The 26,150-nt window shown below is 69.9% G+C and carries 24 protein-coding genes; 18 read left to right on the top strand and 6 right to left on the bottom strand.

What is annotated here, in order from left to right:
• The first annotated feature begins 37 nt into the window (after window positions 1-37).
• From ACJ512_RS16620 to ACJ512_RS16595, 6 genes are all read left to right on the top strand, one after another.
• The gene (locus ACJ512_RS16620; RefSeq protein ID WP_407686593.1) at window positions 38-1,162 is read left to right on the top strand and encodes a M24 family metallopeptidase; all 1,125 of its coding nucleotides are present in this window, start codon (window positions 38-40) and stop codon (window positions 1,160-1,162) included.
• Window positions 1,137-3,434 carry an alpha/beta hydrolase-fold protein gene (locus ACJ512_RS16615; RefSeq protein WP_407686594.1) on the top strand — a complete coding sequence of 766 codons (2,298 nt, stop codon included), beginning with the start codon at window positions 1,137-1,139 and terminating at the stop codon, window positions 3,432-3,434. The genes ACJ512_RS16620 and ACJ512_RS16615 overlap by 26 nt, the downstream gene beginning before the upstream one ends.
• Window positions 3,435-3,523: 89 nt before the next feature.
• Window positions 3,524-3,934 carry a hypothetical protein gene (locus ACJ512_RS16610; protein WP_461479772.1) on the top strand — a complete coding sequence of 137 codons (411 nt, stop codon included), beginning with the start codon at window positions 3,524-3,526 and terminating at the stop codon, window positions 3,932-3,934.
• Window positions 3,915-4,376, top strand: a complete 462-nt coding sequence (locus tag ACJ512_RS16605; RefSeq protein WP_461479771.1) for a WXG100-like domain-containing protein — start codon at window positions 3,915-3,917, stop codon at window positions 4,374-4,376. Before ACJ512_RS16610 ends, ACJ512_RS16605 begins: the two co-directional genes overlap by 20 nt.
• Window positions 4,377-4,400: 24 nt before the next feature.
• Window positions 4,401-6,227 (top strand): glycohydrolase toxin TNT-related protein, encoded by a 1,827-nt coding sequence (locus ACJ512_RS16600; RefSeq protein WP_461479770.1) that lies wholly within the window; start codon window positions 4,401-4,403, stop codon window positions 6,225-6,227.
• On the top strand, window positions 6,224-6,751 hold the full coding sequence (locus ACJ512_RS16595) for a TNT antitoxin family protein (protein ID WP_407688871.1): 528 nt from the start codon (window positions 6,224-6,226) through the stop codon (window positions 6,749-6,751). Before ACJ512_RS16600 ends, ACJ512_RS16595 begins: the two co-directional genes overlap by 4 nt.
• A gap of 131 nt (window positions 6,752-6,882) precedes the next feature.
• On the opposite strand, the gene ACJ512_RS16590 is transcribed toward ACJ512_RS16595, so the two are convergent.
• A complete protein-coding gene (locus ACJ512_RS16590) occupies window positions 6,883-7,296 on the bottom strand; it encodes a F420-dependent biliverdin reductase (RefSeq protein WP_407688870.1) in 414 nt (137 codons plus the stop codon).
• Window positions 7,297-7,331: 35 nt separating this feature from the next.
• Here ACJ512_RS16590 and ACJ512_RS16585 point away from each other — a divergent pair, with 35 nt between their 5' ends.
• From ACJ512_RS16585 to ACJ512_RS16560, 6 genes are all read left to right on the top strand, one after another.
• On the top strand, window positions 7,332-8,081 hold the full coding sequence (locus tag ACJ512_RS16585; RefSeq protein ID WP_407688869.1) for an SDR family NAD(P)-dependent oxidoreductase: 750 nt from the start codon (window positions 7,332-7,334) through the stop codon (window positions 8,079-8,081).
• A gap of 31 nt (window positions 8,082-8,112) precedes the next feature.
• Window positions 8,113-9,273 carry a precorrin-6y C5,15-methyltransferase (decarboxylating) subunit CbiE gene (gene cbiE, locus ACJ512_RS16580; protein ID WP_407688868.1) on the top strand — a complete coding sequence of 387 codons (1,161 nt, stop codon included), beginning with the start codon at window positions 8,113-8,115 and terminating at the stop codon, window positions 9,271-9,273.
• Entirely contained in the window at window positions 9,270-10,025 is a 756-nt protein-coding gene (gene cobM, locus ACJ512_RS16575; protein WP_407688867.1) for a precorrin-4 C(11)-methyltransferase, read from the top strand. The genes cbiE and cobM overlap by 4 nt, the downstream gene beginning before the upstream one ends.
• Complete coding sequence (locus ACJ512_RS16570; RefSeq protein WP_407688874.1) at window positions 10,022-10,759, top strand: cobalt-precorrin-6A reductase; 738 nt, start codon at window positions 10,022-10,024, stop codon at window positions 10,757-10,759. The genes cobM and ACJ512_RS16570 overlap by 4 nt, the downstream gene beginning before the upstream one ends.
• 259 nt (window positions 10,760-11,018) lie before the next feature.
• Window positions 11,019-11,450, top strand: coding sequence for an MmpS family transport accessory protein (locus ACJ512_RS16565; RefSeq protein WP_407688866.1), 432 nt, complete (start codon window positions 11,019-11,021; stop codon window positions 11,448-11,450).
• Window positions 11,447-14,449, top strand: coding sequence for an MMPL/RND family transporter (locus tag ACJ512_RS16560; protein ID WP_407688865.1), 3,003 nt, complete (start codon window positions 11,447-11,449; stop codon window positions 14,447-14,449). The genes ACJ512_RS16565 and ACJ512_RS16560 overlap by 4 nt, the downstream gene beginning before the upstream one ends.
• Window positions 14,450-14,471: 22 nt before the next feature.
• Here the strand turns inward: ACJ512_RS16560 and ACJ512_RS16555 are convergent, their stop codons facing one another.
• The 4 genes from ACJ512_RS16555 to cobG all read right to left on the bottom strand — a co-directional run bounded on the left by ACJ512_RS16555 (window position 14,472) and on the right by cobG (window position 18,281).
• Window positions 14,472-14,858: a hypothetical protein gene (locus tag ACJ512_RS16555; protein WP_407688864.1), complete on the bottom strand. Its 387-nt coding sequence runs from the start codon at window positions 14,856-14,858 to the stop codon at window positions 14,472-14,474.
• Window positions 14,859-15,021: 163 nt separating this feature from the next.
• Window positions 15,022-16,521 (bottom strand): precorrin-2 C(20)-methyltransferase, encoded by a 1,500-nt coding sequence (locus ACJ512_RS16550; RefSeq protein ID WP_407688863.1) that lies wholly within the window; start codon window positions 16,519-16,521, stop codon window positions 15,022-15,024.
• The gene (locus tag ACJ512_RS16545) at window positions 16,518-17,144 is read right to left on the bottom strand and encodes a precorrin-8X methylmutase (RefSeq protein WP_407688862.1); all 627 of its coding nucleotides are present in this window, start codon (window positions 17,142-17,144) and stop codon (window positions 16,518-16,520) included. Before ACJ512_RS16545 ends, ACJ512_RS16550 begins: the two co-directional genes overlap by 4 nt.
• Window positions 17,145-17,153: 9 nt before the next feature.
• Window positions 17,154-18,281 carry a precorrin-3B synthase gene (cobG, locus tag ACJ512_RS16540; RefSeq protein WP_407688861.1) on the bottom strand — a complete coding sequence of 376 codons (1,128 nt, stop codon included), beginning with the start codon at window positions 18,279-18,281 and terminating at the stop codon, window positions 17,154-17,156.
• 167 nt (window positions 18,282-18,448) lie between these two features.
• Between cobG and ACJ512_RS16535 the strand changes: the two genes are divergently transcribed.
• The 4 genes from ACJ512_RS16535 (at window position 18,449) to ACJ512_RS16520 (ending at window position 23,090) form a co-directional block, all read left to right on the top strand.
• Window positions 18,449-18,625: a hypothetical protein gene (locus ACJ512_RS16535; RefSeq protein WP_407688860.1), complete on the top strand. Its 177-nt coding sequence runs from the start codon at window positions 18,449-18,451 to the stop codon at window positions 18,623-18,625.
• 29 nt (window positions 18,626-18,654) lie between these two features.
• Entirely contained in the window at window positions 18,655-18,948 is a 294-nt protein-coding gene (locus ACJ512_RS16530; protein ID WP_407688859.1) for a hypothetical protein, read from the top strand.
• Between the two features lie 70 nt (window positions 18,949-19,018).
• On the top strand, window positions 19,019-22,597 hold the full coding sequence (gene cobN, locus ACJ512_RS16525; protein ID WP_461479769.1) for a cobaltochelatase subunit CobN: 3,579 nt from the start codon (window positions 19,019-19,021) through the stop codon (window positions 22,595-22,597).
• A gap of 91 nt (window positions 22,598-22,688) precedes the next feature.
• The gene (locus tag ACJ512_RS16520) at window positions 22,689-23,090 is read left to right on the top strand and encodes a PPOX class F420-dependent oxidoreductase (RefSeq protein ID WP_407689241.1); all 402 of its coding nucleotides are present in this window, start codon (window positions 22,689-22,691) and stop codon (window positions 23,088-23,090) included.
• Here ACJ512_RS16520 and ACJ512_RS16515 read toward each other — a convergent pair.
• Window positions 23,087-23,791 (bottom strand): dienelactone hydrolase family protein, encoded by a 705-nt coding sequence (locus tag ACJ512_RS16515; RefSeq protein WP_407689242.1) that lies wholly within the window; start codon window positions 23,789-23,791, stop codon window positions 23,087-23,089. The two genes, ACJ512_RS16520 and ACJ512_RS16515, sit on opposite strands and share 4 nt — an antisense overlap.
• A 72-nt stretch (window positions 23,792-23,863) precedes the next feature.
• On the opposite strand from ACJ512_RS16515, the gene ACJ512_RS16510 reads away from it, so the two are divergent.
• Both ACJ512_RS16510 and ACJ512_RS16505 read left to right on the top strand, forming a co-directional pair.
• Window positions 23,864-24,397 carry an FxsA family protein gene (locus ACJ512_RS16510; protein WP_407689243.1) on the top strand — a complete coding sequence of 178 codons (534 nt, stop codon included), beginning with the start codon at window positions 23,864-23,866 and terminating at the stop codon, window positions 24,395-24,397.
• Between the two features lie 103 nt (window positions 24,398-24,500).
• The gene (locus ACJ512_RS16505) at window positions 24,501-26,051 is read left to right on the top strand and encodes an amidohydrolase (protein WP_407689247.1); all 1,551 of its coding nucleotides are present in this window, start codon (window positions 24,501-24,503) and stop codon (window positions 26,049-26,051) included.
• Window positions 26,052-26,150: the final 99 nt, after the last annotated feature.

Genomic DNA, 26,150 nt, shown 5'->3' with positions numbered 1-26,150 from the left:
CACGCCGTCGGTGCCGCACCGGGCTAGCCTGGCTGGCGTGGACTCTGACCGATTCGACGCGAGCGTGTATGCCCGCCGCCTGGCGGCGGCGTCCGCCGCGACCGCCGACGCGGGTCTCGACGCCCTGGTGATCACCCCGGGCTATGACCTGCGGTACCTCTGCGGCTCGCGGGCCCAGACGTTCGAACGGCTCACCGCGCTGGTGTTGCCGGCCTGCGGCGATCCGATGGTCGTGGTGCCGCGCCTCGAGCTGGCCTCCCTGAAGGGATCTGCGATCACCGAACTGGGCTTGGCAGTGCGCGATTGGGTCGACGGCGACGATCCCTACGCGCTGGTGAGTGCGGCGTTGGGCGGCGGCCCCGTCGCGGCCGCCGTCACCGATTCCATGCCGGCGCTGCACCTGCTGCCGCTGGCAGGGGCGCTCGGCGTGCTGCCGGTGCTGGCCACCGGGGTGATGCGCGGGCTGCGGATGGTCAAGGAGCAGGGTGAGATCGACGCGTTGCGCAAGGCCGGTGCGGCCATCGACCGGGTGCACGCCCGGGTGCCGGAGTTCCTCGTTCCCGGCCGCACCGAAGCCGACGTGGCCGCCGACATCGCCGAAGCCATTGTCGCCGAGGGGCATTCGGACGTCGCGTTCGTCATCGTCGGCTCGGGACCGCACGGCGCCGATCCGCACCACGGCTACTCGGACCGCGAACTGCGGGTAGGCGACATCGTCGTCGTCGACATCGGGGGAGCCTATGAGCCCGGTTATCACTCCGACTGCACCCGCACCTACAGCATCGGGGACCCCGAACCCGAGGTGGCCCAACACTATTCGGTGCTTGAGCGCGCCCAGCGCGCGGCCTTCGGCGCGGTGCGGCCGGGCGTGAGCGCCGAGCAGGTCGACGCCGCGGCCCGCGATGTGCTGGCCGAGGCGGGGCTCGCGGAGTATTTCGTGCACCGCACCGGGCACGGGATCGGCCTGTCGGTGCACGAAGAGCCCTACATCGTCTCCGGCAACGACCTGCCGCTGGCGGAAGGGATGGCCTTTTCCATCGAGCCGGGCATCTACTTCCCCGGCCGGTGGGGTGCGCGCATCGAGGACATCGTCGTCGTCACCGCCGACGGCGCCCTGGCCGTCAACAACCGGCCGCATGAGTTGGTCGTGGTGCCCGCGTAGGTTGGGCGGGGTGTCACTCCTGGGGGATCTCACGTTGCTTCCGCTTCGCGTCGCACGCCACATCGCCGGCGCCGTCGCGCACACCCTCGCGCCCGGACCGGCCCCGCCCGCCGAGCTGGTCGTGGTCGGCGGCATGCCCGAAGGCGTACCGCCGGCGGCGCTGTGGCCCGAGCCGCCGCTTCCCGTGCCGTCGGACTGGCCGTTCGGCGAGGAGTTCCCCCGCACCTGCGGCGCGGGCCGGGTGGCCGGCGGTGCCTTCTTCTGGACCGACTTCATCTACGACGACCACGGCGCGACGGGCCTGCCCGTCGGGGACCTGAAGATCCAGGCGCCACCCCGGGGCACCTACGTCTATCCGGCCGGTCCCGCGGCCCGCAACGGCGCCGACATCTTCCGGGTCGCCATCGGGCTCACCGACACCGACATCTGGTGGCGAATCGACTGGAACACGCTGCTGGACGCCTCGGTGCCGATCGCGCTGTTCGTCATCGGCACCGGTCGCGGCCGCTCGGCCGCCGCGACCTGGCCCGCCGGGGCCGGCGTGCGGTCGACGGGCGTCGACCTGGCGTTGCGCATCTCGGGGCGCGGCGCCGCGCTGATCGATCTGGCTTCGCAGGTGAGCACGCCGGTCGAGCACAGCGTGGACATGGAGTCGCGGTCGTTTCTGGCGCGGGTGCCGAGGTCGCTGGCCGATCCCGCCGGGAGCTGGACGGTGCGGGTGGGCGCGGGCCTGGCAAACGAGGCCGGCGACGGGTTCGCCGACGTGCCCGCCGACCACGGCGCGCTCCCGGGCCAGCCCAACGTGTACAACGTCGCCTTCCGCACCAACGCGCAGGAAGCGCCGCACCTGAACTTCTGGTCCGACGCGGCGCAGGCCGCGGCGCTGACCAAGGGCGACGTGTCGGAGTTCGCCGTCACGGTGGCATGGGACCGGCTCGCGTCCGGCCAGACCGATCCCGACCCGGTCGTCACCGGCCCGTCGACGCGGTGGTACGTGTCCTCCGTCGAGCTGGGTCAGGGGGTCGCCCCCGACGACATTCTCAGCCTCAAGCCGCAGTTCCTCGGGCGCGTCCAGCCCTATTCGATCTGCGTGCCGTCGAGCTTCAAGCCCGGCCAGACGCTGCCGCTGACACTGCTGCTGCACTCGCTGGCGCTCGGTCAGAGCCAGTTCGCCGCGATCGACCCGCGCCTGCTGCACGAGGTCTGCGAGGGCCGCGACTCGGTGGTGATCACGCCGCTGGCCCGAGGGCCGTCGACCTGGTATTTCGGCACCGGGGAGCTCGACGTCTGGGAAGTGTGGGCGCGGGTGGCCGAACAGCTCGGCACCGACCCCAACCGCACCGTGATCTCGGGCTACTCGATGGGCGGGTACGCGGCCTACAAGCTGGGCCTGAGCTACCCCGAGGTGTTCGCGCAGGCCGTGGTGCTGGCGGGACCACCGGCGTGCGGCATCCGGTTGCTTCCCGATGTCGACATCCCGGCCGACGTCGATCCGGACTCGACCTGCGCCCGCGAAGGCGACACGTGGAAGCTGCTGGTGAACGCCCGCTGGCTGCCCTACGTCATCGCCCAGGGGCTGATCGACGAGCTGGTGCCGTTCGCCTCGGTCGCCGAGCAGGTACTCGAGCTCGACCGGCTGGGCTATCGCCACCGGTTCACGACCTACCCGCTCGAGGACCACCTCGCCTGGGTGCTCCAGGACAAGTTCGAGGATCCGATCTCCCACATGGGAACCGGCCTGCGCCAAGCCGATCCGGGACACATCACCTTCGCGTGGTACCCGCAGCTGGTGCACCCCGACCTGGGTATCGGGCCGCACCGGGTGTGGTGGTTGTCGGATCTGACGGCCGATCCCGCGCTGACGGAGCGGCGCGGCGCCGTCGCGGAAGTCGACGCGCGGTCCTACGCGCGGCCGGACCCGACGCACACGGTGCACTATCACCGCGGCGTGGTGCTGAACTTCGACCCGACCCCCGGGGTGTACAGCGCGCTGGACTGGCGGGTGGGGGCACCCCCGGCCCCGATGCCGTATCTGACGCTGCGGTTGACCGGGGTCGCCGGCCTCACGGTGGACGTTGCGCGTGCCGGTCTGGCCGCGTTGCCGGCGTCGACGATCTTGGTGACCACCGACACCGCCGCGCAGGTCACGCTCGGCGGGCTGCCGGTAGGGGTCGAGGTGCGTCTGGATGACGAGCCGGCGGGCTCGCCCGTCGCGGTGCCGGCCGGGCACCACCGGATCACGTTGGGAGCGCGCCGGCCTGTTAATGCGTGAGTTGTGCTGTTTTGTTCGTGAGGGCTAACGTGGCGGCGCGGTCCTTGGGTGATTAGCGCCGGCGGGCGGGCTGGGCGAGAATTCCGCGCGTGACTGGGTTGGCGGTGGACCCTGCGGTGTTGTCTGCTGCGGGCGCCGCCGTGGTGGGCGCCGGCGACGGTCTGGCCGCCAATCTCACGGTGCTCACGGGTGGGTTTGCGGCCAGCACCGGGCACGATCATGCCGGGACGGTGTTCGGGTTGGCGTATCAGTGCGCGGCCGAGTCGCTGGTGAGCGCGGCCGCGGCCGTGGTCAACGCGTGCCGGTTCAACGGGGCCAAGATCGAGCTTTCGGCGTCGAACTACTCGCGGGCCGAGGCGGCGTCGACACTGGGTGGGGGTGCCGGGGTGCTGTCGGCGTCGCCGGATCCGGTCACGATCGCCGCGCCCGGGCCGCCGGGGACCCTTGGGTCCGGGGCAGCCGCCGCCGTGGTGGGCGCTGGTGCAGGCGTTCGTCGATGACGTGTGGCCCGACGCCGATGTGGGCGCGTTGTATGCCGCGGCGGGGTGTTGGCGTAGTTTCGGTGCGGCGATCGGCGGGGTGCAGGGTGCGCTGGGCGCGTCCAATGCGCTCGTCGGTGAGCAGCAGATCCCCGAGGGCGCGCAGATCGGTGCGGTGTTGTCGCAGCTCGGTGAGCACGCCAACAGCGTCGGCGCGCAATGCGGGAAGCTGGCCGCGACCCTCGACCGGTTCGCCGACGAGGTGAGCCACGCCCAGAACGCGATCCGGGACCTGTTGCAACGGCTGGGGTCGCTGGCCGATATCGGCCACGATGTGGTGTTGGTCTTGGAGGGCAAGGCGTTCGACGAGGTCAAGAGGATCGCCGAGGACATCAACGCGGTTCTGCACAATCTGGGTCGCGAGGCGCGGGCGTTCGAACAGTCGATGGATGAGGGCGTGTAGGTCATCGACGGCCTGGTGGTCGGGATGGAAAGGTTCCTGCGCGGCCAGTTCACCCATTTTCTGGGCCAGCAGGTCGGCAATCAGGTCGCGGCGACGTTCGCCACCTGGGTCAACACCGGTGAGGGGTTCCTCAAAGGCGCCTACGAGATGGCCAAAGGGATCGAGGGGTTGGATCCGCGGTGGTTTGTGCTGGACCCTGAGGGCGCGGCGCCCGCCTGGAAGGGCATGACCAGGACGGGCCTGCTCAACCACATCCTCAACCCACAGGATGCTGTGGACGCCGACAAGCAGATGTTCAGATCGCTGCTGCATTTGGATGATTGGCGCGGCGATCGGCCGGGATTGGGGTTGGGGGAGAACCTTTTTGACGTCGGGATGCTGGTTGTGCCCGGGGTCGGTGAGGCCGGGGCCGGGGCCAAGGGGGCTGCGGCGGCGGGGCGGGCCGCCGAGGAGGGTGGTCAGGCCGCCGATGTCGTCGGCGTTGCCGGGCGCGGTGCGGGAGCCGCCGGTCGGGTCGCCGGCGCCGGCGGCGCGTTGGGAGATATCGGCAAGGCCAGTTCCGGGCTGACCAAAGACCTCGACGGCCTCAGCCGGGACCTGACCCCCCGGGCCGAGGCCCCGCTGGGTGGCCAACCCGTCGGACTGCCGCCCGACAAACCGCCCGCGGCGCCCGTCGAGCACCCACCGCACCCGGCCGAGCACCCGCCCGCGGGTGGCGCGCACGAGCCGGCTGTTCCGGCCGGTGGACCGCACGGATCGGCGCCCCGAGCCGCGGGTCGCCCACCTCAGCCTGCGGGGGCGCCGGCCACCCCGCCGCAGGGTCTTGCGTCCGTTACTCCGCAGCTGACAGAACACGCACCGGCCCGGGCGCCGGCATCACCTGGCCCAGAAGCCGCCGAGGCGGCACCGGCACCCGCCGCCGCACACTCACCACCAGCAGCAGCCCCCGCCTCGCCCGCATCTCGCCCGCCGGGGCCCAGCCTCACATCGCCGAGCGGTCGCCCATTCGAAACGCCCGCACCACATGGCGCCGGCGTACACGGACCAGGTGACGGTATTCCACCCGGCGACAGGCCACACGAGTCGAATGGCCGTGTTCCCCATGAACACGGCGACGGAGATCCACGGGAAAGGCACCGGCACGGGCAGGAAACCCACGACGGAGATCACGGCCCTGGTGACGGTGGCCGCGCGGACGAGCCGCATACCGGGCGTCAGGATCCAGTCCACTCCGACGAACCAACCGGAGACGGATGGCATCGTTTAACCGACGGGCCAATCGACGAGCACTATGGCGAACCCTTGCCAGAACATTGGGACTTCGCAGATAATCCGGTTGATCCGGCACGAATTAATCCGTCCGTGGCGAAACTGGTCAAGGATCCTGACGCGCCATTCGGGCGCGATCCGCAAGGACACGTTTACACGCAACAGGAATATGCAGAACGTTTCAATATGCTAGGAGAAAAGGGCGAACATTGGTTCAATTTCCCGCTGAACGACGGCGCCGTACCGCATACTCGGGTGGTCTACACCAAGGCGGAGCATTACCTCCGGGATCATGGTCCGCTACTGGATCGTATTGGCAAAACAAATGGTAAGTATTTGGCAGTGATGGAAAACGGCCAACCCGCCTCTTGGGAAGGGCGTGCCCTGCATGTCAACTCGCTGCACGATCCCTATAATTCGTATACCCTCGGTCAGCTACCAGAAGAATGGACAATCGAGGTTTCAGAGGTGGCGCCTGGGGTGGGGCAGTCGGGTGGCTCGATCCAAGTCCGGGTACTGGACGACGAGGGCAACGCGAGGAGCGTCGTCGACCTGATCAGAAAAGGTGTATTGCGAACGTGACGAGCAGCGTGGATCTCACTCCGGACGTGCAGCACTGGCTTCGTCTCGCAGGCTTGGACATGATTCAAGGCTCGCAGACAAACGACGGCCGAACGATTATCTGGAACAGCGGCGGAGAAGTGCGTAACTTTATCGACTTTTCAGATGGTTGGTACATCATCACAGAGTCCGATCGCATGGGGCCTGAAGCATTTAGTTTCGCAGGAGCATCTATGCAAATCATAGAAAAATACCTCTATGGCGCTTTCGGGGGGGTAGTAAGGGGTGATGACTTGCCCTCCGTGAGAGTGCCATTTGACCGCGAAGAATTGTATCCGGGATACAGCATCGGGAAGGTATTATTCGAGGGACGTGAGCGGCGTACGCTCGTTGATCACGCCGGGAAAGTTGTTGCAATTGCCGCTATCGATAGACTGGTCGAACTATCGCATTACTTGAATGTATCTATCGAAATTATTAAAGGCTCGTACCTTGCTGCCGACGGCAAGCCCCTCTTTGCTGTATGGCGTGACATCAAAAACTGAACGGCGACCATATCCAGGTATCATGAGGCTCGTCTGGCCGTCGTCGAAGGGTTCTTTGCATGAAGCCGAGGCAGGATCTGAAGATTTATGGGGTCAAATAAGAGATCTCGGGCTAGCGGCGACCGCTGCCGCTATCCGTCGCCCCGCTCGAGCAGCGTCGAGGACCCCAGCACCCGCTCCACCTGCACCTCGATGACCACCCGTCGCGGGTTGGGCTTGGGAGTTCGGTAGCGCTGGGCGTAGCGCAGCTCGGCGTCGCGCACGGCGTCGGCATCGCTGTTGACCTTGGACCGGCCTTCCAGCGACAGCCATCGCGCACCGTCGACCTGGCTCAGCACGGCGACACCGGCGCGGTCGGCGTTGACCGCCTTCTGCGACCCGCCGGTGGTGATGACCCGCGCGATGTGGGTCTTGGGATCGAAGGTGAATCCCACCGCCACGACGTGCGGTGAACCGTCGTTGCGCAGCGTGGTCAGCATGGCCAGATGACGTTCGGACAGGAATGCCAGCGCGTCGTCGGTGAGCCGGGTAGTGGTGTTCGCCATCACCGCCCACGCTAGCGCAGGTGATAATCGCAGCCGTGGATGACACGGGCGCAGGCCCGATACTGATCCTGGGCGGCCGTAGCGAGATCGGCGTCGAACTCGCCCGCCGCCTGGCTCCCGGCGCGACGGTGGTGCTGGCCGCCCGCAACGCCGACCGGCTCGACGAGCAGGTCGCCACGTTGAAAGCCGCCGGCGCGGCGGCAGTGCACACCGAAGAGTTCGACGCCGATGACCTGACCTCGCACGGCCCGTTCGTCGCCTCGGTCGTCGACCAGCACGGCCCCATCACGACCGCCGTGCTGGCCTTCGGCGTCCTGGGTGACCAGGCCCGCGCCGAAACCGACGCCGCCCACGCCGCCGCCATCGTGCGCACCGACTTCGTCGCGCAGGTCAGCATGCTGACCCACTTGGCGACGACGATGCGTCAAGCCGGCAAGGGCTCGCTGGTGGTGTTCTCCTCGGTGGCCGGGATCCGGGTGCGCCGCGCCAACTACGTGTACGGTTCGGCCAAGGCGGGTCTGGACGGCTTCGCCAGCGGCCTGTCCGACGCGCTGCACGGCAGCGGCGTCAGCCTGCTGATCGTCCGCCCGGGATTCGTGATCGGGCGCATGACGCAGGGCATGTCGCCCGCGCCGCTGTCGAGCACCCCGCAGCAGGTGGCCGAGGCTACCGCGCACGCGCTGGCAAAGGGGCGGCGCACGGTGTGGATCCCGTGGGCGCTGCGGCCGGTGTTCTTCGCGATGCGGTTGTTGCCGCAGTTCGTGTGGCGCAGGATGCCCCGATGATCCGCGCCGCCGACGATGCAGAGCGGCGCTCATGATCGTCGTGGTCGGGATCGGCGCCGACGGCATGGCGGGCCTGTCGCCGGCGTCACGCACCGAATTGACAAGAGCCACGGTTATTTACGGCGCAAAACGGCAACTCGCCCTGCTCGACGACACCGTCACCGCCGAACGTCGGGAGTGGCCGTCGCCGATGCTTCCCGCCCTGCGGAACCTGCCCGCCGACGTCCACGTCGTGGCCAGCGGCGACCCGCTGATGCACGGCATCGGCGGCACCCTCATCCGGCTGTTCGGCGCGGGCCGGGTCACCGTTCTGCCGCACGTCTCGTCGGTCACGCTGGCCTGCGCCCGGATGGGCTGGAACGCCCACGACACCGAGGTGATCAGCCTGGTCACCGCGCGGCCCGACACCGCGGTGCGCCGCGGCGGCCGGGCGATCGTGCTCTCGCGCGACCACACCACACCCGCAACGCTGGCGGGACTGCTCGACGCCCACGGCCGCGGCGCTTCCACGATGACCACCCTCGAACAGCTCGGCGGCCCGGGCGAACGCCGCCGCGACGGCACCGCGGGGCAGTGGGCCCACGACGCCGCGCCGGACGTCGACGACCTCCACGTGATCGCCATCCACTACCTGCCCGACGAACGCATCTCGCCGCTGCCCGACGACGCGTTCGTGCACGACGGCCAGATCACCAAACACGCGATGCGTGCGGTGACCCTGGCTGCGCTGGCGCCGCGGCCCGGCGAGCGGTTGTGGGACGTCGGCGCGGGATCGGGCAGCATCGGTGTCGAGTGGTGCCGCAGCTGGCCGGGCTGCAGCGCGGTCGCGTTCGAGCGCGACGAAAAACGCCGCCACAACGTCGAATTCAACGCCGCCGCCTCGGGCGTGACCATCGACGTGCGCGGCGACGCGCCGCGGGCGTTCGACGGGGCCGGAACCCCGTCGGCGATCTTCGTCGGCGGTGGCCTGACCCAACCGGGTCTGCTCGACGCATGCTTCGACAACTTGCCCCGGGGCGGGCGATTGGTCGCCAACGTGGTCACCGCCGAATCGGAAGCCGCGCTGATCCACGCACATTCACGATTCGGTGGACTGCTGCGACGTTTCCAGCACTATCAGGGCGAACGCCTGGGCGAGTTCACCGGCTGGCGCCCGCAGTACCCGGTCACCCAGTGGTCGGTGACGCGGTGACGGTCTACTTCATCGGGGCGGGCCCCGGCGCCGCGGATCTGATCACCGTGCGCGGCCAGCGAATCCTGCAGCGATGCGGGACATGCCTCTACGCGGGATCGATCATGCCCGACGACCTGGTGTCGCTGTGCCCGCCCGACGCGAAAGTCGTTGACACCGGCCCGCTCACGCTCGAGCAGATCGTCGCCGAGCTGGCCGACGCCGACGCCGCCGGTCACGACGTGGCGCGGCTGCACTCCGGCGATCCGTCGCTCTACAGCGCCCTGGCCGAGCAGTGCCGTCGGCTCGACGCCCTGGGCATCGGCTACGAGGTCGTCCCCGGCGTTCCGGCTTTCGCCGCGGCCGCGGCCGCGCTGAAGCGAGAGCTGACCGTTCCCGGGGTGGCGCAGACCGTGACGCTGACCCGGATCGCCACGCTGTCGACCCCCATGCCGCCCGGGGAGGACCTGACCGCGCTCGCCCGATCCGGCGCCACCCTGGTCCTGCACCTGGCCGCCGCCCAGATCGATGCCATCGTCCCACAGCTGCTCGCGGGCGGTTACCGCCCCGAAACGCCCGCCGCGGTAGTGGCTTTCGCGAGCTGGCCGATGGAGAGCGTGCTGCGCGGCACGCTCGCCGACATCGCCGGGCAGATGCACGACGCCGGTGTCACCCGGACCGCCGTCATCGTCGTCGGTGACGTGCTGGCCGCGCAGGGATTCACCGACAGCTACCTGTATTCGAGCGGGCGGACCCGAGGGAGCAGGCACTGATGCGGGTGTTGCTGCTCGGCGGCACCGCCGAGGCGCGGGCACTGGCCCGGACCCTGCATCCACGGGTCGGCATCGTGAGCTCGCTGGCCGGCCGCGTGCCCGACCCCGCCCTGCCGGTCGGGCCCGTGCGCATCGGCGGATTCGGCGGCGTCGACGGGCTGCGGCGCTGGCTGCAGGACGAGGGCATCGACGCCGTCGTCGACGCCACCCACCCATTCGCGTCGACCATGACCGCCCACGCCGCCCAGGCGTGCAGCGAATTGCGGATGCCACACCTGGTGTTGGCCCGCCCGGCCTGGGACCCGGGCGCGGCGATCGTCGTCGCGTCCGACACCGAAGCGGCCGAAGTCGTCGCCGGGCAAAGCTATTCGCGGGTGTTTCTCACCACGGGCCGGTCGGGCGTCGGGGCATTCGCCGGCAGCGACGCGTGGTTTCTGATCCGCGCGGTGACCGCGCCGGACGGCGCCGGGATGCCGCGTCGTCGTCACCTGCTCCTTTCCCGCGGTCCGTATCGTTATGACGACGAGCTCACCCTGTTGCGCGAGCACCGCATCGACGCACTGGTGACGAAGAACAGCGGCGGGGACATGACCCGGGCGAAGCTGGATGCCGCCGCCGCGCTGGACGTTGCTGTCGTGATGGTGGCGCGGCCGGCGCTGCCGGCGGGCGTGCAAACCACGGACACGGTCGATGCGGCCGCCGAATGGGTCAGCGGTCTGGGTGCCCCGGGGTGAGGGATGTGCTACCCGATTCACGCAGCCGGCAGGCTGTTTCGTGCCGTCGTGATCGGTCGTCACCGGGCCGTCCAGAATACGGTGGGGGGTATGGTATAAATTGTGCTGCGGGCGCGTAACCAGGCCACAAACCGCACGTCAGATGGCTGAAGGCCACTGCCCACAGGGTCGAATGGCCCTATAAGCTGCAATGGCGCAGGGGTGAAACTGCCAATGAGCAAACCCGGTGGAACCAGGTCACGAGCGAAAGGAAACCCCGATGTTGGCCTTTCTCAAGAAGGCTTGGGTACCTCTCGTCGTCGTGGTGGCAGTCGCCCTGGGTGCCGTCGCGGTCATCAATCTTCGCGGCGTGTTCGGCTCCGAGGAGATCTTCACGGCCACCGGCAGCAGCGCCGAACCGCTCAAACCATCCCACGTCAAGCGGGTGACATACGAGGTCTACGGGCCCGCTGACACGGTCGGAAGCGTGAGCTACCTGGACATGAGAGCCCAGCCGGAGCAGGCGAACTTCACCAGCCTGCCCTGGACCTACACGATCACCACCACCGTGCCGGCGGTGATCGCCAACCTGGTGGCACAAGGCAACAGCGACACCATCGGGTGCCGCATAACCGTCAACGGCGAGGTCAAAGACGAGCGGTCGGCGGACGGCCACCACGCCCAAACCTCTTGCTTGGTGAAAGCCGGATGAACACAGACACCGAAGCGCGCCCGAAATTCATGCGATTCGTCCGCAACTTCGCGGTCCCGATCATCATCGGGTGGCTGCTGCTGACCGCGGCCGTCAACCTGCTCGTGCCGCCGATCGAGTCGGTCGCCAGAAACCACGCGGTCACCATGTCGCCGCAGGACGCGCCGGCGATGATCGCCGCGAAGCGCATCGGCGCAACGTTCCACGAGTCCGACTCCGACAGCATCGCGATGGTCGTCCTGGAGAGCGATCACAAACTCGGCCCGGACGCGCACCGCTACTACGACGGCCTGGTGCGCAAGCTCGACGCCGACCACAAGCACGTGCAGCACGTCCAGAACGTGTGGGGGGACCCGCTCACCGCCGCCGGTGTGGAAAGCCGGGACGGCAAAGCCGCCTACGTCCAGCTCAACCTGGCCGGCAACCAGGGCAGCACCCTGGGCAACGAGTCCGTCAAAGCGGTCCGGGAGACCATCGACCACTCATCGCCGCCCCAGGGACTCAAGGTCTACCTCACCGGCCCGGCCGCGCTGACGACGGACATGAACGAAGCCGCCGACAAGAGCATGTTCACGATGATGGGCGTCACGGGCGTCGTCATCATGATCATGCTGTTCATCGCCTACCGTTCCGTCAGCACGGTGCTGCTCGTCCTGGTCATGGTCGGCTTCGAGATGGGCACGGCCAGAGGCCTTGTCGCGATACTCGGAAACTACGACCTGCTGGGGTTCTCGACGTTCGTCGTCGCCATGCTGTCCTCGTTGGCGATCGCGGCGGGAACCGACTACGCGATCTTCCTCATCGGCCGCTACCAGGAAGCGCGTCAGGCCGGTCTGGACCGGGAAGCCGCGTACTACAGCATGTTCCGCGGCACCTTCCACATCATCCTGGGATCTGGGCTGACGATCGCCGGCGCCACCTTCTGCCTCCACCTGGCGCGGCTGTCGTACTTCAGGGCGCTGGGCATTCCCTCGGCGCTGGGCCTGCTGGTCGTGGTCGCGGGCGCGCTCACCGCGGCACCGGCCGTTGTCGCCGTGGCCAGTCGGTTCGGCCTGCTGGACCCGAAACGCGCCGTCAAGGTCCACGGCTGGCGGCGCATCGGCACCGCGACGGTGCGCTGGCCCGGCCCGGTGTTCGCGGCCTCGCTGGCCATCGCGATCGTGGGCATCCTCATCATGCCGACGATGAAGATCAGCTACAACGACCGCTACTACATCCCGAAAGACCTGCCGTCGAACGTCGGCTATGAGGCCGCCGAGCGCCATTTCAGCGCCGCCACGATGAATCCCGACATCCTCATGATCGAGAGCGATCACGACATGCGGAACACCGGCGACATGATCATCCTGGACCGGGTCGCCAAAGACGTCTTCCGCTCGCCGGGCATCGCCATGGTGCAAAGCATCACCCGGCCGCTGGGCGGCCCGATCGAACACACGTCCATACCGTTCCAGATCAGCGCCCAGTCGATCCCGATCCAGGAGAACCTTCAGTTCATGAAGGACCGGATGGGTGACATGCTCAAGATGAGCGACGACCTGGGCGCCATGATCGGGTCGATGGAGCGCATGCAGGGCCTGATGGCCCGGATGAGCAACTCGACTCACCGCATGGTCGGCGACATGCACGCCATGCAGACGACGCTGGACGAGATGCGCGACCACCTGGCGGACTTCGACGACTTCGCGCGGCCGCTGCGCGGCTACCTGTACTGGGAACAGCACTGCTACAACATCCCGGTCTGCTGGGCCACGAGGTCGGTGTTCGAGGCGATCGACGGCGTCGACAAGTTCAGCGAGAACATGAGCACGCTGATCAAGGACGTCAACAACATCGACGCGATCATGCCGCAGATGGTGGCCGAGTTTCCGCCGATCATCGCCGTCGCCAAGTCGATGCGGGGCAGCCTGCTCACCATCCACAGCAGCTTCTCCGGGCTGGTCACGCAGATGTCGCAGATGACCGACACCGCGAGCGCGATGGGCCAGGCGTTCGACGCGTCCCGGAGCGGGGACTACTTCTACCTGCCGCCGGAAGCCTTCCAGAACGCCGACTTTCAGCGCGGCCTGAAACTGTTCCTGTCGCCCGACGGGAAGGCCGCGCGGTTCATCATCACCCACGAGAAGGACCCGGCGACCCCGGCGGGCATCGCCGCGGTCAAGCCGGAACTCGAGGCCGCCCACCATGCGGTGAAGGGAACGACCCTGACCGACGGCAGGTTCTACCTGGCCGGAACGGCGGCCATCTACCGCGACATCCAGTCGGGCGCCAATTTCGACCTCTTGATCGTCGGGATTGCCGCGATCACACTGATTTTCGTCGTCATGGTGATCATCACGCGGGCACTGGTGGCGTCCCTGGTGATCGTCGGCACGGTGCTGCTGTCGCTGGGCGCGGCCTTCGGGCTCTCGGTGCTGGTGTGGCAGCACCTGTTGGGCCTGGACCTGAACTGGATCGCACCGGTGTTCGGGTTGATCATCCTGTTGGCCGTCGGCTCCGACTACAACCTGCTGCTGGTGTCGCGGTTCCAGGAGGAGATCGGCGCCGGACTGAAAACCGGCATCATCCGTTCGATGGGCGAGACCGGCGGGGTCGTCACCTCGGCGGGCCTGGTGTTCGCCTTCACCATGATGTCGATGGTCGCCAGCGACCTGCGTTCGATCGGCCAGGCCGGCAGCACGATCGGGCTCGGCCTGCTGTTCGACACCCTGATCGTGCGGTCGCTGATGACGCCGTCGATCGCCGCGCTGCTCGGCCGCTGGTTCTGGTGGCCGCTGAAGGTGCGGCCCCGCCCAGCCAGCGAGATGCTGCGACCGTTCGGGCCGCGTCGCCTGGTCCGCTCGCTGCTGTTGGGTGAGCCCGCGGACGCGACGACAGCCAGGAATCGGCGCCCGGAGGGCAACGCCACGGCGGACACCCAGACGGACGGCAGCGAATTCGCCTCCGACGACATGACGCACAGCGGCGGCGAGGGGCCGGACCTGGGCCACGCGCATTGAGGCCACGCGCATTCGCGCACCACTAGGTGCGTAGCGGATCTCTCCCGGTCCGCAGCCGCAGCTTCGTGCGGCCGAGGGCGTAGATCGCCAGCAGGAAGAGCCCGGTGGCCGCCATGTTGAACCACGGGTACATGGCCACCCATACCGCCGAGACCGTCAACGACGCCAACGCCGCGACGGCGGCGGCCAGCGAGGCCAACGGCAGACGGACGATCAGCATCGAGGCGCTCGCGCCGACGGCGATTCCGAGGCCGATGAACAGCCAGCCCTGCCACGAACTTATCGAATACAGGCCCAGCACAACGGTGTTCAGGCCGGAAATGGCCAGCACCACTCCCGCGGTGAACGGCAGCCGTGACACGTCGGTCTGCCGAATTCCGGTTTCACTGCTTTGCGGATTCTCAGTCATCTCCAACTCATGCGATTCGCTGCGCCACGGCAGCGAGACCGTTCGATGTCGGGTCCAACCGAAATCGGGCACCATCAACACCTTCGCTCGCCGCGCGGCCTACCGGGCAATCGTCATCGGGGTGGTACCCCGGCCGTCGGACGCTAAACGGGACCGGGCGCGATCAGAACGGGTAGCGCCGGGGGGTGAACACCCGGTCGCCCGAATCGACTGAGTGCCACTGCGTTTGCGAGGACCCGACGATCAGCAGGCAACGCATGTCGATGTCGGCGGGGTCGAGATCGGCCAGCCGCACGACCCGGACGGTTTCCTCGGGCCCGGAGATGTCGCGGCCGATCACCACCGGTGTGCCCGGTTCGCGATGAGCCAGCAGGATGTCGCGCATCGCTCCGACCTGCCAGGTCCGCGACGCCGACGCCGGGTTGTACACGGCCAGCACCAGATCCGCAGCGGCCGCGGCGGTCAGCCGGGCGGCGATGACGTCCCACGGTTTGAGCCGGTCGGACAACGAGATCACGGCGTAGTCGTGACCGAGCGGGGCTCCGACCCGGCTGGCCACGGCCTGGGCGGCGGTCATTGCCGGGATCACCCGCACCTGAACGCCCGGCCACTGCTTGGCCTCTTCGAGGACGGCGGTGGCCATCGCGAACACGCCCGGGTCGCCCGAGGACACCACCGCGACCGCATGTCCCTGCTCGGCCAGCGAGCACGCCAGCCGCGCCCGCGCGGGTTCGTCGGTGTTGTCGCTGGGATGCCGGCGCTGACCGTCGCGGGCGGGTACGCGGTCCAGGTAGCCGGCGTAACCGATCAGGTCGGTCGCGGCCGCGAGCTCTCGTCGGGTCTGGGGTGTCATCCAGTCGGTGTCGCCGGGCCCGAGTCCCACCACCGCCACCGCGCCCGTCGCCGGGCTGCGATCCCGCCGCCCGCCCGGCAGCATGGCCAGCGAGAAGTAGGGCACGCCGCTCGCGTCGACGTCCGCGGCGGGCAGCACACGTTCGCCGGGGGTGCTGGCCCGCTCCACGTAGAATGCGTCGTCCAGCTTGCCGGCAGCCGAAAGCGCTTCCCGCACATTGCGATAAGACCGCCCCAGTTTGAGGATCACGGCGGCGTCGGCGTCGGCCAGCCGGCGGGTCAGTTCGGCGGCCGGCAGGGTGCCCGGCAGCACCGAAAGCACCTCGTCGCCGGCAACCAGTGGTGTGGCGATGGCCGCCGAGGCGGCGCTCACCGACGTGACTCCGGGCACGATGACCGCGTCGAACCGCGCCGTCAGACGGGTGTGCAGATGCATGTAGGAGCTGTAGAACAGCGGGTCGCCCTCGGCGAGCAGCGCCACGTTGCGTCCGGCGTCCAGGTGTGCCGCGATCCGCCGGGTGGCCTCGGCGTAGAAGTCCTCGAGCGCCCCGGCGTAGCCGCCGGGATGGTCGGTGGACTCGGTGGTCACCGGATAGATCAGGTGCTCCTCGATCTGACCGGGCCGCAGGTACGGCTCGGCGATTCCCCTCGCGATGCTGTGACCGTGCCGGGCGCTGTGATAGGCCACCACGTCCGCGTCGCCGATCACCCGGGCGGCCTTGACGGTCACCAGCTCCGGGTCACCGGGTCCCAGCCCGACGCCCCACAGGGTGCCTCTGGGGGCGCTTCGCGCGGTGCCCTCTGCGGTCATTCGCTCTCGCTCGCGACCGCGTTGACCGCGGCGGCGGCCATGGCGCTGCCGCCGCGCCGGCCCCGCACGACCAGATAGGACATGCCGCGCGGACGCTCGATGAGCTCCTGCTTGGACTGTGCCGACCCGACGAATCCGACCGGGCCGCCCAGCACCGCGACCGGCGCGGCGACGCCCGCGTCGATCAGCTCGAGCAGGCGGAACAGGGCGGTGGGCGCGTTGCCGATCGCCAGGACCGCGCCGTCCATCCGGTTCGCCCACAATTCCACCCCGGCCGCCGAGCGGGTGGTGCGCTGCCGCGCGGCCAGTTCGGCCGCGCGCGGATCGGCCACCAGCGACACCACTTCGTTGCCGGCGGGCAACCGCGCGGCGGTGATGCCGGCGGCCACCATCGACGAATCGCACAGCACCGGCGCGCCGGCGCGCAGGGCGGCGCGGGCCCGCGCCACGACGTCGTCGGTGAAGGCGACGTGGCCGGCGACGTCGACCTGGCCGCAGGTGTGGATCAACCGGACCACGACCTGCGCGACGTCGGCGGGGAATCGGCCCAGGTCGGCCTCGGCGCGGATGGTCGCGAACGACTGCCGGTAGATTTCCGCCGCATCGCGGGTGTAGTCGAGCACCCGATCACCCTAAGGCTCGTCTCCGCGGCGACCCGCCGCGGAGCGCTCCAGCCGGTACCCGTCCCCGGTGGCGACCAGCACCTCGCCGGCCAGCGGGCTGCCGCACGCCCGCTCGCAGCCGACGAAGTGACGGTGCACCGTGGAGTCCGGGTCCAGCGAGCGTGCGGCGTCGGCCCGCACATCGGTCACCGAGTGCGCGCACCCGGGACTGCCGGTGCAGGCGCTGACCGTCAGCCAGGGGGAGTTCTCGTCGAAGACCAGGCCCAGGGGTGCCAGCACCCGCACCGCGGCGTCGGCGACGGCTTCGTCGAGGTCACAGAGCAGCAGAGAGCGCCACGGTGTGACGACCAGCGGCGCCTGGACCGCGACCAGGTACTCCGCGACGCGTGCGGGCAGCACGCCGAGCGGGACCGCGGCGCCCAGCGTGACGCGGCCGTCGTCCTGGGCCATCCACCCCACCGGGGGCCTGGTGCGGACGGGAAACGTGGGGCCGCGCGGGTCTGCAGCGGGCAGCAGCACGCGCATGTCGGCCAATTCGTTCACCCGCCAAGCCTTTCCGCGTACTTCCAGAAACCGCAGGGCGACGCCGATGAGCGTCTCGATCACGCCCGCGGCGGCCGGCCGGACTCCGGTGTCGCGCCCGGCCAAAAGCAGGGCCGGACCTTCGTCGAGCACCTGGACCCCGACATCGGCGCCCAGACCGGACACGTCCGCGCGGCCGTCGTCGACGCTGAACCAGAATCGGCCGCCCAGATCCGCCAGCCGCGGTTCGGCGCAGATCGCCGCGTCCAGGTCACCGACCCATCCCCGCACGTCGGCGCGTCCGCCGGCGCGGCCGGACAGCGGCGAGGCGACGATGTTGCGAACCCGCTCGTGGGTCGCCGAGGGCAGCAGCCCGGCCCCCGCGATGGCCTCGGCGACCGCCGTCACGTCGGTGACCCCGCGCACCTGCACGTTGCCCCGTGCGGTCAGCTCCAGGGTTCCGGAGCCCAGCCCGCTCGAGACGGCGGTCAGCGCCGCCAACTGGTCGGCGGTGATCATGCCGCCGGGCAGTCGCACCCGCACCAGTGCGCCGTCGGCGGCTCGATGCACCTGCAACGCACCCGGACAGGCGTCGGTATCGCGGGTTCGAGGCATGCCCTACGGTACGACGGAGATCGTGGTCGCGGGCGCTACGGTCTCGTGGGACGATAATTGCCCGGCGTGCGTCGCGTGGTGAATGTTGGGGGCGTGGTGCGTACATACACACCTTGGGCAGATCCCGTAATCGGTGCTGAGCACGAGCGGGTGCGGCGGTTCGCGGCATGAGCCTGCGACACATCGAGATCCCGGCCGACGACTGGCAGGCGCAAGACACCGCCGCGGTGCACAACACCCTCGCCGACGTGTGCGCGAACTCGGCGGTGGCCCGCGCCTGGCGCGGATCGATCGCGCTGAAATTCGCGGACACCGACAAGCTGGAGGAGCGTACCCGTACCTGAACCCGGCGATCACCGGCTTCCTGCACAGGGTGTACTCGGAATTGCCCTACCTGTTGTACTTCCTGAACCCGGATCGGGAGAACGGCGCGCTCGACACGTTCTTCGCGTCGATCGGCGCGCTGTGCCAGACCAACGAGGCGGCCTGGGTCATGTGGTCCGACGATGTCGGCGCGGCGTACTACGCAGCCCTGACCGCGGCCGCCGAGTTCGCGGTCAAGAGCGGCGACGACTGGGTCGCCGTCGTGCGGGGCTACGAGCAGCGCTCGTCGATCTTCGACGAGATACGCGAGGTGCTGGTCGCGCGCGGGGTCTTGCTGGCGTGAACCGGTCCGGGAATCCGCGCCTTCCGATGCGGTGGGCCGAAGCGGTAGGCCGATGCGGTACGAATGATGGGTGGCTGACCCGACCATTTTGCTGCTGTCGACCTCCGACACCGACCTGATCGGTGCCCGCTCCAGCGGCAAGAACTACCGGTGGGCCAACCCGTCGCGGCTGTCCGAAGACGAGCTGCCCGCCCTGCTGGCCGACACCGCGATCGTGGTGGTGCGGATCCTGGGCGGCTACCGCGCCTGGCAGAGCGGCATCGACACGGTGATCGCCAGCGGCATCCCGGCCGTGCTGGTCAGCGGTGAGCAGGCCGCCGACGCGGAGCTGACCGGCCTGTCGACGGTCGCCGCCGGTATCGCGGTGCAGGCCCACATCTATCTGGCCCACGGCGGCGTGGACAACCTGCGCCAGTTGCACGCCTTCTTGTCGGACACCGTCCTGATGACGGGCTACGGGTTCGCCGAGCCGGTGGCGACCCCCACCTGGGGCGAGCTTGCCCGCGCGGATGCCGCCGACGGCGCCGCAGGCCCGACGATCGCGGTGCTGTACTACCGCGCGCAGCAACTCGCGGGCAACACCGCCTACGTCGAGGCGCTGTGCCGGGCGATCGAGGACGTCGGCGGCCGGCCCCTCCCGCTCTATTGCGCATCGCTGCGCACCGCCGAACCCGAACTGCTGCAACGGCTCGGCGAGGCCGACGCCATGGTCGTCACCGTTCTGGCGGCCGGGGGACTGAAACCGGCCACCGCATCCGCCGGCGGCGAGGACGACAGCTGGAACGTCGAACACCTTGCGGCCCTGGATATTCCAATCCTACAGGGCCTCTGCCTGACCAGCCCCCGCAAACAATGGCTCGACAACGACGACGGCCTGAGCCCGCTGGACGTGGCCACCCAGGTGGCCGTGCCCGAGTTCGACGGGCGCATCATCACGGTCCCGTTCTCGTTCAAGGAATTCGACGACGACGGCCTCATCGCCTATGTGGCCGACCCGGAACGCTGCGCGCGGGTGGCGGGACTGGCGATCCGGCACGCGCGGCTGCGGCACGTCGCGCCCGCCGACAAGCGGGTGGCCCTGGTGTTCTCGGCGTACCCCACCAAGCACGCCCGGATCGGCAACGCCGTCGGACTGGACACCCCGGCCAGCGCGGTCGCGTTGCTGGCGGCGATGCGCGAGCACGGCTACCGGGTGGGCGAGTTGCCCGGGGTGGAGAACGGCGACGGCGACGCGCTGATCCACGCGCTGATCGAACGCGGGGGCCAGGACCCCGATTGGCTGACCGACCGGCAGTTGGCCGGCAACCCGATCCGCTTGTCCGCCAAAGACTATCGTGAATGGTTCGCCACGTTGCCGGCCGAGCTGACCGAGGCCGTGCAGGCGCACTGGGGTTCGCCGCCCGGCGAGCTGTTCGTGGACCGCACCAACAACCCCGACGGTGAGATCGTCATCGCCGCAATGCGATCCGGCAACCTGGTGCTGCTCGTGCAGCCGCCCCGCGGCTTCGGCGATAACCCCGTCGCGATCTACCACGACCCGGACCTGCCGCCCAGCCACCACTATCTGGCCGCCTACCACTGGCTGGACGCGGGTTTCGGCGCGCACGCGGTGGTGCATCTGGGCAAACACGGCAACCTCGAATGGCTGCCGGGCAAGACGTTGGGCATGTCGGCCGCGTGCGGGCCCGACGCCGCGCTGGGCAACCTGCCGTTGATCTACCCGTTTTTGGTCAACGACCCCGGCGAGGGCACCCAGGCCAAGCGGCGGGCGCACGCGGTGCTCGTCGACCACCTGATCCCGCCGATGGCGCGCGCCGAAACCTACGGCGACATCGCGCGCCTGGAGCAGTTGCTCGACGAGCACGCCAACGTGGCGGCGCTGGATCCGGCCAAGCTGCCCGCCATCCGCCAGCAGATCTGGACGCTGATCCGGGCCGCGAAGATGGACCACGATCTCGGGCTGTCCGAGCGTCCGGCGGAGGACTCGTTCGACGACATGCTGCTGCACGTCGACGGCTGGCTGTGTGAGATCAAGGACGTCCAGATCCGCGACGGCCTGCACATCCTGGGCCAGAAGCCTTCCGGGAAAACCGAACTCGACCTGGTGCTGGCGATTCTGCGGGCCCGGCAGTTGTTCGGCGGCGAGCACACGCTGCCCGGGCTGCGCCAGGCGCTGGGCCTGGCCGAGGACGGCACCGACGATCGCTCCTCGGTGGACGCCGCCGAGGCCGCCGCCCGGGAACTGGTCGCGGCGCTGCAGGCCACCGGTTGGGACGCCGATGCCGTGGACCGGCTCACCGACAACCCCGACGCCGCGGCGGTGCTGCGGTTCGCGGCCACCGAGGTCGTGCCGCGCCTCGCGGGCAGCGCCGCCGAGATCGAGCAGGTGCTGCGGGCCCTGGACGGCCATTTCGTCCCGGCGGGACCGTCGGGCTCGCCGCTGCGCGGCCTGGTCAACGTGCTGCCCACCGGGCGCAACTTCTACTCGGTGGACCCCAAGGCGGTGCCGTCCCGGCTGGCGTGGGAAGCCGGTGTGGCGCTGGCGGATTCGCTGCTCACCCGGTACCGCGACGACCACGGCCGGTGGCCGCGGTCCGTCGGGCTGTCGGTGTGGGGCACCTCGGCGATGCGCACCTCGGGTGACGACATCGCCGAAGTGCTTGCGCTGCTGGGTGTCCGGCCGGTGTGGGACGACGCGTCACGGCGGGTCGTCGGCCTGACGCCGATCTCGCTGGCCGAGCTGGGCCGCCCGCGCATCGACGTGACCGTGCGCATCTCGGGGTTCTTCCGGGACGCGTTCCCGCACGTGGTCACGATGCTCGACGACGCGGTGCGGCTGGTCGCCGACCTCGACGAGCCCGCCGCCGACAACTACGTGCGGGCCCACGCCCAGGCCGACCTGGCCCAGCACGGTGACCAGAGGCGTTCGACCACAAGGATTTTCGGTTCCAAGCCGGGCACCTACGGCGCCGGGCTGCTGCAGCTGATCGACAGCCGCAACTGGCGCGACGACGCCGACCTCGCGCAGGTGTACACGGCCTGGGGCGGGTTCGCCTACGGGCGCGACCTGGACGGCCGGGAGGCGGTCGACGACATGAACCGGCAGTACCGCCGCATCGCGGTGGCCGCCAAGAACACCGACACCCGAGAGCACGACATCGCCGACTCCGACGACTACTTCCAGTACCACGGCGGCATGGTGGCCACGGTGCGGGCGCTGACCGGGCAGGCGCCGGCCGCCTACATCGGCGACAACACCCGGCCCGACGCGATCCGCACCCGCACGCTCTCGGAGGAGACAACGCGCGTGTTCCGCGCCCGCGTCGTCAACCCCCGCTGGATGGCGGCGATGCGCCGCCACGGCTACAAGGGCGCGTTCGAGATGGCCGCGACCGTCGACTACCTGTTCGGCTACGACGCCACCGCTCAGGTGATGGCCGACTGGATGTACGAACAGCTCACCGAGCGTTACGTGCTGGACCAGGAGAACCGCAAGTTCATGGCGGAGTCCAACCCGTGGGCGTTGCACGGCATGGCGGAGCGACTGCTCGAGGCCGCCGGGCGCGGCATGTGGGCCGACCCGCAACCGGAGACGCTCGACGGTCTGCGCCAGGCGTTGCTGGAGACCGAGGGCGACCTCGAGGGCTAGTTCCCCTCCCTCGCTCGCGGGCTGCCCGCCGAGTCCCCAATGACGAGAGTTCTCGTCAGCGGGGGCGACGGCGCCGCGGTAGGTTGACACCGTGACGCCCACCTTTGCCGACCTCGCCAAGTCGCAATACGTCCTGCTGACCACGTTCACCAGGGACGGCCGGCCGAAGCCCACGCCCGTCTGGGCGGCCCTGGACAACAAGGACGGGGACCGGCTGCTGGTGATCACGCAGGAGAAGTCGTGGAAGGTCAAGCGGATCCGCAACACCCCGCGGGTCACGCTGGCCGCCTGCGACATGCGTGGCAACCCGAAAAGCGAGGCCGTCGAAGCCAGCGCGGCCGTCCTCGACAAATCGCACACGGGCGCCGTCTACGACGCGATCGGCAGGCGTTACGGCATCGTCGGCAAGGTCTTCAACCTGTTCAGCAAGCTGCGCGGCGGGATGCAGAACAACGTCGGCCTCGAGCTCCGGCCGGCCGGAAGTCCCGGCTAGGCCCACGCCGCCGCGAGGTGCCGGCGGAAGAACGAGAACACCCGGCTCCACGCGTCCTCGGTCGCCGCTTCGTCGTAGCCGAAGCCGGTGATGCGCAGCAGCGGCTGGGCGGGCAGCTTGTTGGCGAAGCTGTGCCCGGCGTGCGGATAGACCTTGATGTCGGCGGTCAGCCCCTTGGCGTCGGTCGTTTCGCGCAGCCGCGTCGGCGCGCCGACGCCGAGCGGGTCGCGGGCGCCGAAGCTGGCCACGATCGGGCATGCGCCGGTCAGCGTCTCGCCGAGGTGGCGCGGCAGCGGAGTGCCGTAGAACGGTGCCGAGGCGCCGAAGCCGCTGGACGCCATCACCAGCGCGAACTGGCCGCCCATGCAGAAGCCCGCGATACCGACCTGGCCGGTGCACTCCGGCATGGCCTGCAGGTGGTCGCGGGCGGCCAGGAGGTCGTCGAGGGAGCGGCCCCGCTGGGTCAGCACCTCCCGCATGACCCGGGTGATGCAGCGGGCGCGGCCGCCCCGGGCGTACAGGTTCGGCGTGATCGCCACGTATCCCGCCCGCGCGATCCGGTCGTTGGTCGCCTCCTTGTCGGGGCCGTAGCCGAACGCGTCGTGGACCACCACCACGCCCGGCCAGGGGCCCTGCCCCGGCGGCAGGCTCAGCAGCGCGTCGATCGGTCCGTCGGGGGTGTCGATCTCGATCGTTGTCATAGCGTCATCTAACTGCAGCCGCGTCGTTCGCCACCAGGGAACTCCGGCCCGGCCCGCAGACGTTGGCGTCACATGCTGTGGCGGTTGTTGCTGATATATGCCGGTGTCGAGCTCGCGGTGATCGTCGCGCTGGTGTCGACGATCGGGTTCGGTTGGACCGTGTTGGTGCTGCTGGCCAGCTTCGTGCTCGGGTGGGCCCTGATGGTGCCGATGGCGGGATCGCAGCTCGTCCACCACGTGGGCCAGGTGCGGTCCGGCCTCAGGAATCCACGGCGCGCGTTGGGCGACGGAGCCCTGGTGACGGTGGCCACCGGTCTGGTCGTCGTGCCCGGGGTGGTCACCACCGCGTTGGGGATCCTGCTGCTGGTGCCGCCCATCCGGGCCGTCGCCGGTTCGGGACTGGCCGCGGTGACGATGCGCGGCCTGCAGCGGCGGGTGCCGCTGATCACCACTTTCGCGGCCGGTGTGCGCCACGGCGAACCGAGCGGCGAACGCGACTTCATCGACGGCGAGGTCATCGACGTGACCGAGGGCGAGCCCCCCACGTTGCCGAACGCCCCGATTGCCGGTGGGCCCCGGGAACGCTCCGCGCGAAGCCCGTACTGATCGCCCCGGCACCGCCACGCCCAGGTTTGACTAGGTTTGGCCTGTGACCAAGCTGCTGGTCAACGGCCGGGTGCACAGCCCGACCCACCCGGATGCCACCGCCATGGCGGTGCGCGGGGGCGTCGTCGTCTGGCTGGGCGGCGACGCCGTCGGCCGCGAGCTGTTCCCCGACGCCACCGTGGACGACCTCGACGGCGGGTTCGTCGCACCGGCGTTCGTGGACAGCCATGTCCACCTCAGCGCGACCGGCCTGACGCTCAGCGGCCTGGACCTGCGGGCGGCCACCTCGCGTGCGCACTGCCTGAAGATGATCGGTGACCATGCGGCCGCCCACCCCGGCCTGCCGATGTGGGGGCACGGCTGGGACGACTCGGCGTGGCCGGAGAACGAGGCCCCCGGCACCGCCGACCTCGACGCCGTGCTCGGCGATCGGCCCGCCTACCTGGCCCGCGTCGACGTCCACTCCGCCCTCGCCTCGACCGCGCTGCGACGGCTGGTTCCCGGCCTGGCCGCGGCCGCCGGTTTCGCCGCCGAGCGGCCACTGGCCGGTGACGCGCATCACCTCGTCCGGGCCGTCGCCCGGGGCCTGCTCACCGACGCGCAGCTGGCCGAGGCCCGGGCGGCCGCGCTGCGGGCCGTCGCCGCGTCCGGGATCGTCGCCGTGCACGAATGCGCAGGCCCCGAGATCGGGGGCCTCGACGACTGGCTGCGGCTGCGCGGGCCGGACCAGAACGGCCAGGGCGTCCCGGGGGTCGAGGTGATCGGCTACTGGGGCGAGGCGGTCACCACCCCGGCCCGGGCCCGCGCTTTGCTGGAGGAGACGGGTGCTCGCGGGCTGGCCGGCGACCTGTTCGTCGACGGGGCGTTGGGGTCGCGCACCGCCTGGTTGCACGAGCCCTACACCGACGCGCCCGACCGCGTCGGCAGCTGCCACCTGGACCCCGACGCCGTCGAAGCGCACGTGCGTGCATGCACGCAGGCGCAGGTGACGGCCGGTTTCCACGTCATCGGCGATGCCGCGGTCGCCGCCGTCGTCGCGGCGTTCGATGCGGTCGTCGCCGACCTGGGCGTGGCCGCGGTCGCCCGATGCGGGCACCGGCTCGAGCACCTCGAGATGGTCACCGCCGAGCAGGCCGCCAAACTGGGCGCCTGGGGCGTCATCGCCAGCGTGCAGCCCAACTTCGACGCGCTGTGGGGCGGGCCCACCGGCATGTACGCGCAGCGACTCGGTGCCGAGCGGGGCAGCCGGCTCAACCCATTCGCGCTGTTAGCATCCCAAGGCGTGCCCCTCGCCCTCGGTTCCGATGCGCCCGTCACCGGCTTGGACCCGTGGGTGAGCGTCCGCGCGGCGGTCAACCATCGCACCGCGGGAAGCGCACTCTCGCCCCGGGCCGCTTTCGCCGCCGCGACGCGCGGCGGCTGGCGCGCGGGCGGGGCGCTCGACGCCAAGGCGGGGACCCTGGTGCCCGGCGCGCCGGCGTCATACGCCGTGTGGGACGCCGGGACCCTGGAGGCCCGGGCGGCGCCGGACGGCGTGCAGCGCTGGTCCACCGACCCGCGCTCCCGGGTTGCGGCGTTGCCCCGACTCGGCCCCGGCGACCCCGTGCCACGCTGCCGGCGAACCGTGCATCGGGGCGCTGTGATCCATGGCTAGGGGCTGGTTCGCCCGCGACGAGCGCGCCGAGGCTGCCGACGAGACCGTCCCGGCCGACGACGAGTCCGCGGCCGAGGCGCCGTCGGAGCCCGCGGAACC

This window comes from Mycobacterium cajalii (assembly GCF_045809005.2).
GTDB lineage: Bacteria > Actinomycetota > Actinomycetes > Mycobacteriales > Mycobacteriaceae > Mycobacterium.
This window is presented reverse-complemented; position numbering and strand designations above follow the sequence as displayed.

Excerpts from the sequence above, each read along its gene's own strand:
- ACJ512_RS16515 (WP_407689242.1), bottom strand. The coding sequence starts at position 23,791 with ATGACAACGATCGAGATCGACACCCCCGACGGACCGATCGACGCGCTG.
- ACJ512_RS16615 (WP_407686594.1), top strand. The coding sequence starts at position 1,137 with ATGAGTTGGTCGTGGTGCCCGCGTAGGTTGGGCGGGGTGTCACTCCTG.
- ACJ512_RS16590 (WP_407688870.1), bottom strand. The coding sequence starts at position 7,296 with ATGGCGAACACCACTACCCGGCTCACCGACGACGCGCTGGCATTCCTG.
- ACJ512_RS16600 (WP_461479770.1), top strand. The coding sequence starts at position 4,401 with ATGGAAAGGTTCCTGCGCGGCCAGTTCACCCATTTTCTGGGCCAGCAG.
- ACJ512_RS16565 (WP_407688866.1), top strand. The coding sequence starts at position 11,019 with ATGTTGGCCTTTCTCAAGAAGGCTTGGGTACCTCTCGTCGTCGTGGTG.
- cbiE (WP_407688868.1), top strand. The coding sequence starts at position 8,113 with ATGATCGTCGTGGTCGGGATCGGCGCCGACGGCATGGCGGGCCTGTCG.
- ACJ512_RS16535 (WP_407688860.1), top strand. The coding sequence starts at position 18,449 with ATGAGCCTGCGACACATCGAGATCCCGGCCGACGACTGGCAGGCGCAA.
- ACJ512_RS16555 (WP_407688864.1), bottom strand. The coding sequence starts at position 14,858 with ATGACTGAGAATCCGCAAAGCAGTGAAACCGGAATTCGGCAGACCGAC.
- ACJ512_RS16560 (WP_407688865.1), top strand. The coding sequence starts at position 11,447 with ATGAACACAGACACCGAAGCGCGCCCGAAATTCATGCGATTCGTCCGC.
- ACJ512_RS16510 (WP_407689243.1), top strand. The coding sequence starts at position 23,864 with ATGCTGTGGCGGTTGTTGCTGATATATGCCGGTGTCGAGCTCGCGGTG.
- cobG (WP_407688861.1), bottom strand. The coding sequence starts at position 18,281 with ATGCCTCGAACCCGCGATACCGACGCCTGTCCGGGTGCGTTGCAGGTG.
- ACJ512_RS16550 (WP_407688863.1), bottom strand. The coding sequence starts at position 16,521 with ATGACCGCAGAGGGCACCGCGCGAAGCGCCCCCAGAGGCACCCTGTGG.
- ACJ512_RS16505 (WP_407689247.1), top strand. The coding sequence starts at position 24,501 with ATGGCGGTGCGCGGGGGCGTCGTCGTCTGGCTGGGCGGCGACGCCGTC.